This is a genomic window from Yersinia sp. 1652 StPb PI, assembly GCF_041538345.1.
Lineage (GTDB): Bacteria > Pseudomonadota > Gammaproteobacteria > Enterobacterales > Enterobacteriaceae > Yersinia > Yersinia enterocolitica_E.
Genome location: NZ_JAULSM010000001.1, coordinates 1,641,729 through 1,656,863 on the forward strand (window position 1 = coordinate 1,641,729; position 15,135 = coordinate 1,656,863).

Sequence of the window (15,135 nt, forward strand, 5' to 3'; positions counted from 1 at the left end):
TGGGGTTTTTCTTAATGACACCTAAATCTATCGTCGCGTGGACTAATATCACTTTTCAACTGTTGTTACCGTTGACACAACCTTTTTACCCTGCAATAGCAAAAATGCTTACCTCTGAACCTCACACTTTAACGGGGGCAGTTTATGAAACTGTACCATATATATTGTCACCCGGTGAAAACGTATATGTTGTTGCCAAAAAGTATCACATTACGGTGGGTGAACTTCGGAAATTAAACCAGTTCCGCACATTTTCAAAGGCTTTCATTCAACTGGGTGCGGGGGATGAAATTGACATTCCACGTTCTACGCCGTTACCTTTTAAAAATAGCAGTAACGCACCTCCTTACTCGACAGCTCCTCCTCAATATAAAGAAAGGTTGGCACACAGTTTGATAAAGGGTGGAACACTTCTGGCTGACAGTGATACAGCTGGCGCGGCAGCTAACATCGCACGATCTGCTGTGGTGGGGGAAGCCAGCGACTCAGTGGCGCATTGGCTGAGTCAGTTTGGTACTGCGCGAGTTAAATTGGGTGTTAATAACGATCTTGGTCTTGATGGAAGCGCGGTCGATCTATTGGTGCCATTGTACGACTACCAAGGTTCTCTGTTATTCAGCCAGCTTGGTATGCGTAAGAAAGATGGTCGGAATACGGTCAATATCGGTGCGGGGGGGCGAATACTGCAGGGTGATTGGATGTACGGTATCAATACTTTTTTTGATCGTGACATAACGGGTAAAAATAACCGTGTTGGCTTAGGAGTTGAAGCCTGGACTGATTATCTGAAGTTTTCAGCTAACAGTTATTTGCGTATCACTGACTGGCACCAGTCCCGGGATTTCACTGATTATAATGAACGCCCAGCCAACGGCTATGATCTTCGTATTGAAGCTTATCTACCCACTTATCCTCAGTTGGGCAGTAAGTTGGCATATGAATATTATCGTGGTGATGATGTGGCGCTGTTTGGCAAAGATAATAGGCAGAAGAATCCTTATGCAGTGACCACTGGGATAAATTATACACCTATCCCATTGATAACTATTGGTGCAGAAAACCGCGTTGGTAAAGGTGGCAGGAATGAAACCAACATGAGCATCGAATTGAATTATCGGCTTGGTGCATCATGGCAATCGCAGATCGACCCATCGGCGGTGGCAACAAGCCGCACGTTAGCAGGCAGTCGTTATGATCTGGTTGAGCGTAACAACAATATTGTGTTGGATTACCAAAAAAAGGAATTGATTCAACTATCATTGCCAGATCACGTGTCAGGAAGCGCGTTTGGAATTATCAAAGTCGATGCACAAGTGACGGCTAAATATGGGCTTAAACGAATCGATTGGGACACTGCATCTCTGGTCGCGGCAGGGGGAGAGGTGATACAGATTTCGTCACAAACCCTATCGATTAAACTCCCTCCCTATAAAATAAACAGTAATGTTTATACACTGAGTGCGGTTGCCTACGACAGCCAGGGAAATGTCTCAAAACGAAGCACAACCCAGGTCATTGTCACACCGCAGGATATTAATCCGGCGAACTCTACGATACAGGCTTCACCCGCTGAAATACCCGCTGATGGCGTTGCCATCAGCCTCCTAACGTTGTCTCTGAAAGACAGTAGTAATCTGCCGGTTCAGGGTAAGAGCGATCAATTGACACTGGATTTAAATTTTACGCCAGACAAAACAGCTGCAGCTCCTGTGAGCAAACCGCAGTTAAGTGCGATTACTGAGACTGCTCCAGGTGTATATACATTCCAATTAACTGCTGGGTTCACCAGAGGGGAAACCATTATTGCTCCGGTAATTAATGATATCTCTCTGGCATCGGCTAAGATTATCTTAACAGAGAGCCTCCATGCATTGAGTACAGAGTATTCTCTTTTCAAAGTAGCCCCTGCGACGATTATTGCTGATGGAATAGAGGCCAGTACGCTCAGCTTTACTGCTTTGGATATTAACAAACAACCAATTCATCAATTAGTGTTGGCATTTGAAGTTACAGGTATTTCCGGTGTTACCGTGAGTGCGATAACCGAAGATAACGGCGTGTATCATGCTGAGCTTAGCGGGATATCGGCAGGTATCGCGACGGTCATACCTACGCTGAATGGTTCTCCTATAGCAGAGAAATCGAATGAGATAATACTTACGGCAGATTATCGCACCGCGACTATTGAGATGACGATGATCACTGATAATGCAATCGCCAATGGCGTCGACCTCAATAAAGTACAGGCACATGTGACTGACAAGAATGGGAATTCTATTCCGAATGTACAGGTGGAATTTGAAGCGAACAATGATGCGACCATCACCCCCACAGCCATTACAGATGCTAATGGTGAGGTGACGGCTACGCTTGCCAATATCAATGCAGGTGTTACAACTGTGATAGCCAGTTTCAATGACAATAGTCAGAGTATCGACACTTCTTTTATATCGGAAACTCCAGTGAAATTAATGATATATAGCAATGGAGTAGAATTAACAACTCACCCTGTTGTTGACGATACCCTCGTGGCCGTTGCGATGTGTTCAATTGCGTTGTGTAACGGTGTTCCAGTGAATTATCAGTGGGAAGTAGAGTCTTTTGTGGGATCGGGAGTGTTCATTGCTATACCTGGCGCTACTTCTGAGTCATTGACAATAACAGCAGGCTTACAAAAACGAGCTATTCGAGTCGTTTCGCATTAAAACAAGGCATTTATCATCATTCTGAACGGCAATAAAATGTGACTAATATATTGGGTTCTAGTACAAAAGAGGAAAGAAAACAATGAAAAGCAAGATAGGCTCACTTAAAGGGCTCGAGTCTCTCGTCTTGGGGATATTGTTGAGTCTGCTGACAGCAGGGTCTGCATGGGCGCTCGTTACATCCATTCCGACTGCCAACGTTATAGGGCGTGCCCCTGTAGTCACTCAAAGCACTATTGTCTCAGATAATGCCAACGGCAATGGTTTGATAGATGTCGGAGATACGTTAAGTATCAGTACTCCCGGCGTATTCAGCGATGCTGACGGTGATGCAGCGATACCGGAAACATATCAATGGCGGGCCGATGGTGTCGATATCCCAGGAGCAACATCAAATACCTACACTATAGCTGCTGGTGATTTGGGCAAAACTATTACTGTGGAGGTTACGCCGCATACAGACCCGGCAATTACTGATCCTGCCGTTGGTTTGTCCGTTGCCTCTAATGCCTTGACGGTCATTGCTGGCGGTACAGTCACTGGCGTAACAGTTTCCGGCGAAGTCGGCGGCTATCCTCAGGTTGATTCTGCACTGACTGCGACAGTAACGTGTGCGGGCGGTGCCTGTAATGGTGTAACTTACCAGTGGCAGATTGAAACTGGACAAGGAACGAATACGTTCATTGACATTAGCGGAGCAACGAGTAATACCTATACACCGGTACGTACAGACCAGAGATTGAGGATTCAGGTTGTTGTTAGCAACTAACTGAGTCTGTAATAAAGAGTAAACCCCGGCATGCTTAGTTTGTTAAGTGTGTCGGGGTCAATTAACGTAATATTAGTATGATGGATACACTGGATGCTGCACCGTCATTTTATCTTTAATGAATTGTTAATCAGACTATTACTGATCCTGATGGTCATCATGAGCCAGGCAGTGCAGGCTGTTCAACAATCAACAGCGCCCGTTCACGGGCGAGCGCCGACGACAATCCTCTCAGTCAACAATACCAAGCCACGGGTCGGAGATGTGATTACGGTGACATCTGCTTTTAACGACGCAGACAGTGATACCGAATTTGGAACAACCTATCAGTGGATACTGGACGGTAACCTTATTAGCGGTGCGACGAGTCAAAATTATACGCTGAGTCTCAGCGACATAATTGTAGGCAGTGAGCTGAATGTGGTCGTAACTCCACAGACAGACCCCAGTATTACCGAACCCAGCGTTGGATTACCGGTTCAACTACCCAGTACGATCAATATTAAATGGCAACGGGCTATCTCCAGTCTGATATGGGCTGAATCACCATTGGGTGCTGTTGCAGATGGACTTGCTGTTAATACAGTTCGTGCGACTGTTGAATATCTGGATGGTACGCCTGCAGTGAATGCGGTTGTACATTTTTCTGCAAATAATTTAGGTGTAGTCACACCGAATGAGCCAACTGGAACCGATGGTATTACAACTGCTTTCGTAACAAATTTTATCTCTGGGTCCACTAAGGTAACGGCAAGTATTGATGAGGATGTCCAATCTATAGATACCTTATTTATTGCGGGTCCTGCCGAGCTCATTAATGCGGAAGTGACTCAAAATAATGCAGTTGCCAACGGATCAGATGACAATAGGATATTGGTCAGAGTGAACGACCGTCATCACAATGATGTAGTGGGCGAAACTGTGAACTTCACTGCCACAAACGGTGTTAACCTACTTTATACCAGCGGTGAAACCGACAGTAATGGCGAAGTAGAAATATTCCTCACCAGCAATACGGCGGCCAGAAGTGAGGTTACGGCAACGACACGTAGCGGTCTTTCCGCTACGGCCACTGTTGAATTTTTCAATGAAAAACAGATGACGCATATTTTAGTCAATGGCACTTCTTTCTCAGTCAATGATGGGTTCCCTAAAACAGGGTTCACAGGAGCAGTATTCCAGTTAGTCATTGGGGAATCCACTGCGGAGAATACAGAGTATAACTGGCATGCCGATCAGGGCTGGGTCAGTGTGGATGCTGTCGGGAGTGTTAGATTTAATCAGGAACCCACTTCTGGCAATAATACAGTTACCATAACTGCTGAACATAAAACCAATGGTTCGCTATTAACTTATCGATTTACCGTAGGCCGCTGGTTTAGAAACAACAGCTTCAACCTTATGAGATACAGTGATGCACAAACATGGTGCAGCTCACTTGTGGGGGATTACACCATACCAAATTATAGCCAGATGACCGACAGAGTGCCAATGATGCCAACGGGATCGAGTAGAGACGCAAACGGGAGATTGTGGAATGAGTGGGGGACTATGGGCAGTTACTCTAATGGTTGGTTTTCGGGTAATTATTGGGTGAGGGAACTTACCAATGATAGTAACGAACGGCATTATGTCTATCTGGGGAATGGCAATCTATTCAGCTTCCCTTTAGATGGTACAACCTATATCACTTGTTCAGCTTCGCTTTAGATAAAAAATGAGGTTGCTGCATATAGCCAGATGAAGCAATATTGCTCAGAGATAAACGTAAATATTACGATAAAACAATCTCAATAGTATAGAGGCTATTGGTAAAAACAGATATTTCGGCAATATTACAAAAGTGGCGGCCAAAACACTATGTGCAATACTGCTTTTTTTCAAATATCGGTCGGCATTTTTTAATTCCTCACTCTCACGGATTCGAAGAGTACTCATTCCGTAAATGTTATTTACTAAGATCAGCTTAACTGGAATTGACTAAGGTAAGTTGATAGTTTTGCATGCTAGACAAGTCCCGTTTATTTGAGCGTAGCCCCTTACTGAAATAAGTCTCCCATCGTCAATAAGACAACATTTCTCTTACTTTGTAGTAAAGTTCTAGATCACTGTCAACATTATACTTTTTATAAATATTTCTTCTGTGGTTATAAACTGTTTTATTACTTATACCAATTTTCTTAGATATCTGATTGACATTCATACCAGAGATGATGAGTTTTAAAACCTGACGTTGACGGACGGTTAACTCATCTTTTTCGCTATCATCAATCACCTTTTCATAACCAATTATTTGTGCCAAACCAGAACGCCTAACGCGAACCAAATTTAAAAATTTTAGGCCAATCTCTGATAAAAACTGTTTTTTACTTGCAATAGCATACTGATTTTCTATCATGACATTACTGACAAATGGCACGGTGCCATTTTTACTCAATATCAATAGAGACGCAATTCCGAAACGTTCTTTAATAAAACCAATGGCACTCCCTTGTTCTTTCTCACTAATACCATCAATATCGAAAATACATATAACATCATTTTTATACAATAGAATATCAACAAATTTACTAAACTCAGTGCACAAAGTGATCTCGAATAGCGAAGGATCATTTTCCATAACATCCATGACCATTTTGCGCAGAGAAAATAAAATCAACCCACTACGGCTAAATATAATTAAATTCATCATGAAAAACCTCAAATAACAAAAAATACAACATTAAACGAAATAAATTAACACCCAATAATTTAACAAAACATCAGGGTATATTTACAACTCAATATAATAACGATAGTGCAACACAGTGCTAATATTTGTTTACTCACAATATATAACTTACGTTTTTCGCACTAAATACTGAAGTCACATAGCACAACCAAGCCTCTTTTAATTGAGTAAAGTTTGGTTATATATATGTTAACTAAATGGCAAGATTAAAATAATAAACTTATTACATAACATCGACTGGATATCAGTATTGTTATTTTTCATTAATTACTAATAATAAATATCATTATTGTGAAATGCTTTATCTAGGACGGGAAGCGTAGTGATGAAAGAAATTTACCATTAACTTTAAATCATACTTTTTAAAATGTAATTACTTACAAACGAACTGTAGCGACTCCTCGATTAATGCTCTTCACTTGAAGTCAATTGGGATCGGAGCGCACATCCATATAGAGGCCATCATCAAGAGTGTGAATTTCAGTTTTTGAGAATGAAATGAACATTATCTCAAACCTGAACTTACTGATAAGTAAAATTAAGTTGCAGTGCTCCTCTTACCGAACCTGCGCTGATTTGGCCAGTACTATAAAGTCTGCTGACCAGAGGGATGGTCACCTTCTTGCTGATGCTATCGACCGCTACCGTAACCTGACTACCCGGTCTCAAGATTTGTTGTGTTTGGCCCTCCGCAATCTGTATCCCTACATGGGGTGCCGACCCGGTGTTGATGTAAAGAGTATCATCATCAGGATTAGAGGTGCCTGTCAGTGACACCATCACATGGCGAGTGGTTAACGGACACTCAGTTAACATAATAGAGAAAGGTTTCCATTCTCCCCCTTGACCTGCAGTTACAAAATCGCCACTGCGACTTTGACCGAAATCTATCGTCTGATTAGCACTATCAACATCAATGACACACGGGCTGGCGACCACATTGCCGCTAATAGAAAGATCAGATGCCGCCGCCATGCATTCACTACTTAATATGCCGGATATCAATAATATTCCAAAAGTATGCAGTTTCATCTTGCTGTCCATATTATAGATTGGGCAATAATGCTATCGATACGTAAAGGTGGCCAGAACGGTACCGTTAATGGTTCCTGGCATAACCCCCCCGCGAGCAGAATATGTTCGCGTTTTTAAGCTAAAAACCGCCTCTTTACTGGTTGCATTTACTGACACATTGGTTACTTTCCCAGGCCCCAAATTAGTCCCGACACTGTCAGTTAGCTCAATAGAAAGATTGGTGGCCGTACCGGCATTTTTGTAACGGGCCGCGTCTTGTGTATCAGCAGTGCCAGAAAACGCCGCATCTACTTTGGTGGTCGAAACAGGGCAATTGATCAGTGTAATCGTAAAAATTTTCCATGGGCTTGCAGCTCCCGCAGCACTTAAATCCGTGGCCTGAATATCATCTAGTTTAATATTCATCGCCGAGTTAGCCGCATTAACTGTGCAAGGAGATGCTATAACATTGCCAGTAATATTAATCGTGCTAGTATCTGCCGCCATGATTATTGGGGCCGCAAGGAAACCGAAACCTGCCAGTATATATTTTGGGGTTGATAACATTATTTTACTCTCACAAAAATAGTTAATAGATAGCATTTAAATTATTGATACGTAATACTCAGGGTGGCCGTGGCATTTGCAGTGCCCGGAGAAATACTGGTCAGTGTCTGGTAATAACGCGCTTTAAACGGAAATGTTTCTATCCCTCCAGCGGATTCTTTTAATAACAACTTGCTGCCAATATTAAGTGGTGTATTGTTATATAAAATTTGTGCACCAATCCCTTTTGCTACCCCCGCGCTTCCTGCCCCGGTCAATGCCAGCACACTGGTATTGACCGTGTCTGCGTTTTGTGTACCGGCCAGAGCAACGTTGACTTTAGTACCCGCAGCACAGTTCAGCCCCAGATTAAATTCCTTATCACCCTTGGTGGTACCGACTCCGGTAAAATCAGCCGCGTATACATTCCCCAACGGGACACTTATTGTCGGTGTTGTGAGCGAGCAGGCTAATACCGTCACATTCATCCCTATAATACTGACGGGCACTTCGGGTTTAGCCCAACTTGTTGCATTGCCAAGAATCAGTGACCCGACTTTTTGAGTAAGAACGCCTGACGACATCGCCCCTATTTTATAAAAAGTGACTGCCGCGCCGGCCTCCGCTGTCTTAAACACGCCATTAGTACTAATAAATGCGCCTTGATTCACATTGCCATCTATATTGGGTGCACGCCCAATCCAGCCAGAAACAGTCAAAGTTTGGGAGTTAACCCCCCCCAATTGTATCCCCAGACCGGGTATATTAGTTGCGTAAATGCGCGCACCACCACCCGCAGTCATACCAGAAAAAGCTGTTGCTGCTTTAACAGCAAGATTTTGTCCGCCCGTGGGATAGGTCCTCCCAGCAGGACAACTGAATAACAGCAGGACTGGTGACGTGAATTCCGGTACCGCTAGCCGCGCACCGACGGGTACATCTCGCTGAACAACAAGTAGCGGCGGTGCATTGATAGTGACGCCAGCAGACTCAGTCGTACAAGCAGAGAAAGACCAGGAGTGGGTACTGTATAAAAACAACAGAGCTCCCATCATCTTAACGGTATTCTTCATCTCTTTTGTTCCTTTATTGGCAACGGCTACGCATCATCAGGATACCGTTTGACGTCGTATCCTGAGTCCGGTGTTTCGACAATTGATAATCAACCACACATTGGCTATCGCTATTTTTACCCCATTGCACCAGCAGTTTGCCGCTATTTGCCATCCCGGTTAGATAAACCTGTCCCTCATCACCAACGATAAATCCATTCTCTGATGTAGTTGACGCATCGCTGACTGTGGCACCGAAAGGCACCGGCTGACCATTGCTGCGCTGCAATGTCATCATCACTCGCTGGCCAATTTTGGTTTGATAATTGGCCACTACCACCGCCCCGCGTGTTGGGATCACCGTTTGACTGGTTAACTCCAATTCAACATCATCAGGCAGCGAGCCTGTATCGAGGCTGACAGGATTACTGCGATACGGGCTGGTATAAGGCACTACCGCATAACCACGGGCATCGGTTCTAATTCCGCGATTGTTATTGACAGCCACTCCCTCTGCACCGGGGGCTTTCACCAACACGACCGTTTCACCCAGTGACTGGGAAAGAGTGACCCCACCCGAGTGAAAAACCACACCACCTTGCACACCATAGTTGATGCGATTCTGACTTTTGTCATAACTGTAGCCGCCATTAATTTGGCCACTACTACCGTCATAACTGGCCGTCACGTTACCATTGCTCCCATCACCTTGCGTGGTATACCCTTGGTTAACACCCCAGCTAAGATTGTTATTTTCCAACGAGGTACCACTCACCCCAACGTTATGTGTAGTACGACCGCCTTTGGTGCTACTCATGCTGTAATTTGCCCATGAGTTACTCATCCAGCGGTCAATCGGAATACTGACATTAAGCGCAACGACCTGATCAGTCGTTTCGCTGCGGGTCCCATTACTGCTGGCGGCATTTTTATTACGGTTATAATTGATGCCATAGCTAATACCTTGCCAACTGTTGCTATACCCCACACTCATTGATTGTGTTTTCTGACCGTTGTCCCAGTAGCCTTCATCAATGAGACTTACTGACAAAGAACCGGCAGATTGCCCCAGATTTTGACTCACAACGACCTCAGCACGGCTACGTTTATGTTGCTGGTTCGGTTGGTTATTATTGCTGTTAAACGTGTCCAGTGTTTCCTGCAAGGTATAAAAACCCTGTGTGGAGTAACGGTAACCGGCCAGACTGAAGTTGGTCCCTGTCTCAACAAAGCTTTTACCGTAACGAAAACGCCATGACTGGCCACTGCTGTTACTCTCATCGGAGAAAGTCGCTTGCGCCTCGGTAATATCCAGTGAAATTGCCCCAATACGGCCCATATTTTTACCGAAACCGCCAGAGACTGCCTGATAATTCCCAGCGCCTTGAATACCACCGTATACCGTCAACCCCCAGGGCAACCCGTAAATAGCGGTTCCTTGTGCAAATGTCGTTTTATCTACACTGCGGTCAGAAGAGCGATAGTTGCCGCCAGTTAGGCTGTACTTCAATGCCCCCTCACGCTGTAATACCGGGACTGACGCAAAAGGCACCACAAAATTCTGTTCACTGCCATCGGCTTCAGTGACCGTTACCGCCAAATCACCGCTACCAGACGTAGAGTACAAATCATTGATTTCAAATGCCCCAGGTGAGACATAACTCTGATAAATAACAAAGCCGTTTTGGCGTACAGTTATCTGAGCATTACTCTTAGCAATCCCACGAACTACCGGTGAATACCCTTTCATGCTGTCCGGCAACATCTCCTCATCCGAAGTTAACTGACCACCGCGAAATGGCACACTGTCAAAAACATCACTGGGAGAACTACTGTCACCCAATGTGAGCTGGCTGCGCAGGGCAATAATGTTACGCTGCAAATAGGTATTGATTGAATTCCACTCATTGGTTCCGGCAGTGTCACGGTTCCAAGTTGAATAATTACGCAGTCGCCATGGGCCGACATTCACCCCGCTGCGCAAATTCAGAAAGTAACTGTTGCTGTTACTCCCCTCATGACTTACTCGAGAGTTAGAACCGCTAAAGCTGTAGTTGGCCAGCAACGCAGTAATCCCCTGGTCCCACTGTGTTGGCGAGACATATCCACGAACCTGTCTGGTCAGCGCCGCCTGCGGAATGCTCAGGTTGAGCTGTTGTTGGTCAAAGCGAAACTCTGTCGAAGCTTGAGGAATAGCGGTGGACAGGTCCACACACCCTTCATTTGCCAGCCCTGGAAATGCACTGACTTTGACACCTAACTGCGCCAACTCATCGATTGTCAGACAAGGCTGCAGGCTTTCCTTCGCGGTGGTATCATTTACTAGGGCGAACTCCAGTTCGCGAGTATCGATGAATTCGTTATTCAACAGGACATCAACGCGATAAACCCCTGGAGCCTGTGCATTATTTCGCTCAAATACAGATAAATCGGCACCGGCTTGGGATGGATTATCCAGCTCAAGTAACTCTGGGTTAAAATAATCTTCTGCTCGTACACTACTAATATCTGTCATCAGTAAGCCCAACTGACACAAAATGAAATAGCTCAACCGCGTCAAATGAATATTATGTTTTATTTTTTTAATAGGGTCTTTACCCAGCCCATTTTTCATTTTCTATTACCCAAAGTATTGACGCGGCAGGGTTGTTAACTTACAACCGATTCGATTTATAGTGAGGCTTGATAAGCTTCACTGGTCCCGCCGTAATCATTAATAATCTTCCAACTGACGCTGCTTCCAGTCATACCCGCAGGCAAATTGATATTCAGTGTTGAACCTGGTGCAACCATAGTGACGTTGGGAATATCTTTCCCTCCCATACTGACGGAAAAGAAGGTTATGTAATGAGCCGAGTCATTGATGGCTTTCAAGGTATTACTGCTACGCTGCCATTTAATGCTTTTTGCTGACTGCTCTACTGTTTCTTTAATGCTTTGTGGGCGATAAATCAGCTTGATACGTGTTTTGACAGCAATTTGTAGGGTGTTATCTATCTTTTCACTAGAAGGAATAGATTTAACATTCAACCAAAACAGTGATTCCTTATCTTCCGGTAAATTTCCGCCGGCCCGTACAACACGTAATACATTATCCTTGTTACTGTCCAGCCTAAATAATGGTGGAGTAATAATAAAAGGAGCCTTGGCTGCTCCTCCATCTTGAGTGTCCACCCAAGACTGGATCAGATAAGGGACTTTATCTGGGTTACTTACGTTTAATGTGGTTTCTTTTTTTTCGCTATCATAAATAAGACGAGTCCCACCGACTACAACCCCTGCAGTTGAACTAAATGCCGGGGCAAATAACCCCGTAGCTAATACTATTAACCATAACTTCATGTGTGTATTTCCTGTATTCTAATTTGGATAAGAGTTAAATGAAGTATAATTATTTCAAATACACTTACACTTTATTTAACGCTAATCTGTTTAATTTTACTTACTTTGTATAATGTTAATGATAACCATTTCAATTCTTAATATTATGGGACACCCCAAAACACTAATAATATAAACTGTTGTGTTGGATGGTATACAGCAAGGTCGGCAAAAAAACCGACCTGCTTTCAACAATACTTGGCCTGTTTTACAGACCAAATAACAATTACTGGTAGATAACAGTAAACTGTGCAGATGCGTTTGCAATACCGGCACCGACAGTAGTATCGAGCGATTTGTAGCGCGCAGTGAAGTCCAAGTTGGTCTCAGAACCTGCACCAGTTACCAGAGTATAAGGTGCTGATTCAGTGTATAAATTAACCACACGTTGGCTGGCATCGGACAACTCAATACCTACCCCCGTAGCCACACCAGCACCAGGTGTCAAAGCCAATACGCTGTTATCACCAGCAACACTGGTGCCATCAAACTTGATGATAGCCGTTGTTGCAGAGGCTGGGCACTCCTTCAGAACCAGTTGGAACTGGGTTGCGGAAGAGTAAGACCCAGCTCCGGCAAATGATGCGGCAGAAACCCGACCAAGGGAAACAGTCAGATTTTCTGAATTGGTATCGACAATACATGCAGAATCGGTAATTTCACCTTCGAAGTTAATCGTACCGTCAGCCGCATAAGCTGAAGACGCCAGAATGCCAGAAGCCACTAATGCAAGCGCCATTAAGTTTTTTTTCATTTTTGAATCCATAAATAGTATTTTATAAGCAAATCAACATAATTTGTATTATGTGATGGTGTGGTAAATAACCCGATAGTTGAAAGTATGCTAGCATTACCCAATACTAATAATGCCGATACTATCCAATCCACTCATTCTTTCAGAGAAGATTTTAAAAGCGGGACTGAAACAAATAAAACAATCAATATTCCACTAGGTTTTTTTGCTATCGCCTTAGTGAAAATATCAAATGAAAATCATCCCCAACAATAAAAATGTTATTCTCTATAACTATTAACCCAGAATAAGAAAGCAACATTCCATACAACCATTATGAATTAACCCAGACAATGTATATATAGGAGTGCGCGCAGTCATCCGTAGGAACATTCTTACATGGTACGCCACTTTTCTCCATTCAATGTACACGGCTTAAATAAGAATACACTTTTTTCACCCTCGAAAAAAATTAAGTCACTCATTACAATATTAGAAATACCGATTTTATTTATCAAAATTATTGACATGTCATTGATATTGAATTCCATAAAACGACTACATTACTTTGTCTATATCATGTGGGTAACTAACTTAGGACACTGAGTCTTACAGAACGTCAAAGATACGGTCGTGGAGGATGCCATTGTTGTTGATTATTCAAGTTTATGCCGGTGAGCTATCAGGTTAATGCTGTTATTGGATAAGGGGCCGCATGGGTAGATGTACTTGGGTCCGCTTGGAAAACGGAATCTATGCTCACTCCCATTTTTGCAACACTGATTTTGAAGATATCGTTGGCTTGCTTGAATCTATCCGGCGTCTGAATGAGCTTAATTGCCCGCGCCTCGATGAGTTCCGCCTCTAGAAAATATACGGCTTCAGATGAGCCTTTCCGTTTTACAGATTCCTCAACAGGCCGGTTGGCCGTTCGTATCATCAATAATCATTATTCGCAAAACCAGATAAGTGGCTGTTTAAAATCATTATTATTGTTGACCTTACGCATGGAACGTCTGTTGTCGTGCCGTCAGTGCCCAGGCTATTCTGGCAAGCTTGTTTGCCAGAGCACAGGTCACGACAAAATTACTTTTTCGGCACAACAGATCCCTAATCCAGTCGGCTAGCTTGCCAGACTGGTGTTCCAGTTTTTGTATAAAAACTCTGGCACACTGAACCAGTAAGGTTCGGATCTTTTTGTTGCCTCGCTTGCTGATCCCCAGCAACGACGTCCGGCCGCCCGTGCTGTACTGACGTGGTACCAGTCCTGTTGCTGCCGCAAAATCACGGCTGCTGGCGTACTGCTTCCCGTCACCAAGCTCAGTGGAAATGGTATTGGCTGTCAGCGTACCCACACAGGGGATCGTCAGTAAACGCTGACGCCAAACTCCAGCAGAAAAGCATGCATTTGATTAGTCGTTTTGACCTTATCCTGCACCAGAGACTCACGAACCCGATGTAGGGCCCGCATGGCCTGTTGAGACTCCGTTTTAGGCTGAACGAAGCGCATTGATGGACGTGATGCAGCCTCACAGATAGCTTCGGCATCAACGAAGTCGTTTTTATTAGTTTTAACGAACGGACGGGCAAACTGTGGTGATATCGATTATCAAGATATCGGTATGGGCGACACAACTCTGTTCCTCATGCCGGGTTGGTGCCGTTTTCTTCCCTGTTGTCATTATAGACTGGCGTGATCATGGAAAATCATCGACTGATGGTCAAGATTTTGACGGTGCGGATTTATTAACAGAAGCTTTGACACTGATTGAACATCTCGGCTTGACCCGGATAGTACCGGTTTCCATTGCACATGCCAGTTGGATAGCTGTTGATTTGGTGGACAGTTTAAAGGAACGTGTACCTGCGGTGATATTCCTTGATTGGATCATGAATCAGCCTGTGACGGAGTTTTTCACTGCAATCAGAGAGATGCAGCATGAAGATCGCTGACAATATGCACGGGGTCATCTGTACGAATTTTGGTTGGCAGAAAGCGACTCACCCATTATGGTCCATCATCTTAAAACTGAGATGGCAGAATCCAGCTACCAACTGTGGCGACTTGCAGGGCAGGTGATCGCTGATGCCTATCATCATTACGGCTCGCCGCTTCAATGCCTCGAAAACTCAAAAACCCACCGAAGGCTACTCATATCTATTCCCTCGACAGAAACGACGAATACCTTGCTTTACAATAGCGT

At 44.1% G+C, this 15,135-nt stretch carries 12 protein-coding genes and 1 pseudogene; 5 read left to right on the top strand and 8 right to left on the bottom strand.

The genetic code is table 11. The features are described from left to right. Window positions 1-14: 14 nt before the first annotated feature. The 3 genes from Q2T71_RS07350 to Q2T71_RS07360 all read left to right on the top strand — a co-directional run bounded on the left by Q2T71_RS07350 (window position 15) and on the right by Q2T71_RS07360 (window position 5,184). A complete protein-coding gene (locus Q2T71_RS07350; protein WP_372558605.1) occupies window positions 15-2,705 on the top strand; it encodes a ZirU family protein in 2,691 nt (896 codons plus the stop codon). A gap of 139 nt (window positions 2,706-2,844) precedes the next feature. After that, a complete protein-coding gene (locus Q2T71_RS07355) occupies window positions 2,845-3,474 on the top strand; it encodes a ZirU family protein (RefSeq protein ID WP_372558606.1) in 630 nt (209 codons plus the stop codon). 93 nt (window positions 3,475-3,567) lie between these two features. Beyond that, window positions 3,568-5,184 (top strand): Ig-like domain-containing protein, encoded by a 1,617-nt coding sequence (locus tag Q2T71_RS07360; RefSeq protein ID WP_372558607.1) that lies wholly within the window; start codon window positions 3,568-3,570, stop codon window positions 5,182-5,184. Between the two features lie 352 nt (window positions 5,185-5,536). On the opposite strand, the gene Q2T71_RS07365 is transcribed toward Q2T71_RS07360, so the two are convergent. From Q2T71_RS07365 to Q2T71_RS07395, 7 genes are all read right to left on the bottom strand, one after another. Then, the gene (locus tag Q2T71_RS07365) at window positions 5,537-6,166 is read right to left on the bottom strand and encodes a helix-turn-helix transcriptional regulator (protein WP_372558608.1); all 630 of its coding nucleotides are present in this window, start codon (window positions 6,164-6,166) and stop codon (window positions 5,537-5,539) included. Window positions 6,167-6,727: 561 nt separating this feature from the next. Next, window positions 6,728-7,237 (bottom strand): fimbrial protein, encoded by a 510-nt coding sequence (locus Q2T71_RS07370; protein ID WP_372558609.1) that lies wholly within the window; start codon window positions 7,235-7,237, stop codon window positions 6,728-6,730. A gap of 33 nt (window positions 7,238-7,270) precedes the next feature. Continuing rightward, window positions 7,271-7,822, bottom strand: a complete 552-nt coding sequence (locus Q2T71_RS07375; protein ID WP_372558610.1) for a fimbrial protein — start codon at window positions 7,820-7,822, stop codon at window positions 7,271-7,273. A gap of 5 nt (window positions 7,823-7,827) precedes the next feature. Next, on the bottom strand, window positions 7,828-8,838 hold the full coding sequence (locus tag Q2T71_RS07380) for a fimbrial protein (RefSeq protein ID WP_372558611.1): 1,011 nt from the start codon (window positions 8,836-8,838) through the stop codon (window positions 7,828-7,830). Window positions 8,839-8,851: 13 nt separating this feature from the next. Beyond that, window positions 8,852-11,431, bottom strand: coding sequence for a fimbria/pilus outer membrane usher protein (locus Q2T71_RS07385; protein WP_372558612.1), 2,580 nt, complete (start codon window positions 11,429-11,431; stop codon window positions 8,852-8,854). A gap of 56 nt (window positions 11,432-11,487) precedes the next feature. Next, a complete protein-coding gene (locus Q2T71_RS07390; protein WP_372558613.1) occupies window positions 11,488-12,159 on the bottom strand; it encodes a molecular chaperone in 672 nt (223 codons plus the stop codon). Window positions 12,160-12,424: 265 nt separating this feature from the next. Next, window positions 12,425-12,952 carry a fimbrial protein gene (locus Q2T71_RS07395; protein ID WP_372558614.1) on the bottom strand — a complete coding sequence of 176 codons (528 nt, stop codon included), beginning with the start codon at window positions 12,950-12,952 and terminating at the stop codon, window positions 12,425-12,427. A gap of 87 nt (window positions 12,953-13,039) precedes the next feature. On the opposite strand from Q2T71_RS07395, the gene Q2T71_RS07400 reads away from it, so the two are divergent. Continuing rightward, window positions 13,040-13,207 (top strand): hypothetical protein, encoded by a 168-nt coding sequence (locus Q2T71_RS07400; RefSeq protein WP_372558615.1) that lies wholly within the window; start codon window positions 13,040-13,042, stop codon window positions 13,205-13,207. A gap of 725 nt (window positions 13,208-13,932) precedes the next feature. Here the strand turns inward: Q2T71_RS07400 and Q2T71_RS07405 are convergent. Beyond that, window positions 13,933-14,534: pseudogene (locus Q2T71_RS07405) on the bottom strand (IS110 family transposase); the annotation flags it as partial. Here Q2T71_RS07405 and Q2T71_RS07410 point away from each other — a divergent pair. Continuing rightward, on the top strand, window positions 14,525-14,884 hold the full coding sequence (locus tag Q2T71_RS07410; RefSeq protein WP_372558616.1) for an alpha/beta fold hydrolase: 360 nt from the start codon (window positions 14,525-14,527) through the stop codon (window positions 14,882-14,884). The pseudogene Q2T71_RS07405 and the gene Q2T71_RS07410 overlap by 10 nt on opposite strands. Window positions 14,885-15,135 lie beyond the last annotated feature (251 nt).

Bases quoted from the DNA above. Each gene is read 5' to 3' on its own strand.
- Q2T71_RS07350 (WP_372558605.1), top strand. From the start codon at position 15: ATGACACCTAAATCTATCGTCGCGTGGACTAATATCACTTTTCAACTG.
- Q2T71_RS07360 (WP_372558607.1), top strand. From the start codon at position 3,568: ATGCTGCACCGTCATTTTATCTTTAATGAATTGTTAATCAGACTATTA.
- Q2T71_RS07365 (WP_372558608.1), bottom strand. From the start codon at position 6,166: ATGATGAATTTAATTATATTTAGCCGTAGTGGGTTGATTTTATTTTCT.
- Q2T71_RS07370 (WP_372558609.1), bottom strand. From the start codon at position 7,237: ATGAAACTGCATACTTTTGGAATATTATTGATATCCGGCATATTAAGT.
- Q2T71_RS07375 (WP_372558610.1), bottom strand. From the start codon at position 7,822: ATGCTATCTATTAACTATTTTTGTGAGAGTAAAATAATGTTATCAACC.
- Q2T71_RS07380 (WP_372558611.1), bottom strand. From the start codon at position 8,838: ATGAAGAATACCGTTAAGATGATGGGAGCTCTGTTGTTTTTATACAGT.
- Q2T71_RS07385 (WP_372558612.1), bottom strand. From the start codon at position 11,431: ATGAAAAATGGGCTGGGTAAAGACCCTATTAAAAAAATAAAACATAAT.
- Q2T71_RS07390 (WP_372558613.1), bottom strand. From the start codon at position 12,159: ATGAAGTTATGGTTAATAGTATTAGCTACGGGGTTATTTGCCCCGGCA.
- Q2T71_RS07395 (WP_372558614.1), bottom strand. From the start codon at position 12,952: ATGAAAAAAAACTTAATGGCGCTTGCATTAGTGGCTTCTGGCATTCTG.
- Q2T71_RS07400 (WP_372558615.1), top strand. From the start codon at position 13,040: ATGCTAGCATTACCCAATACTAATAATGCCGATACTATCCAATCCACT.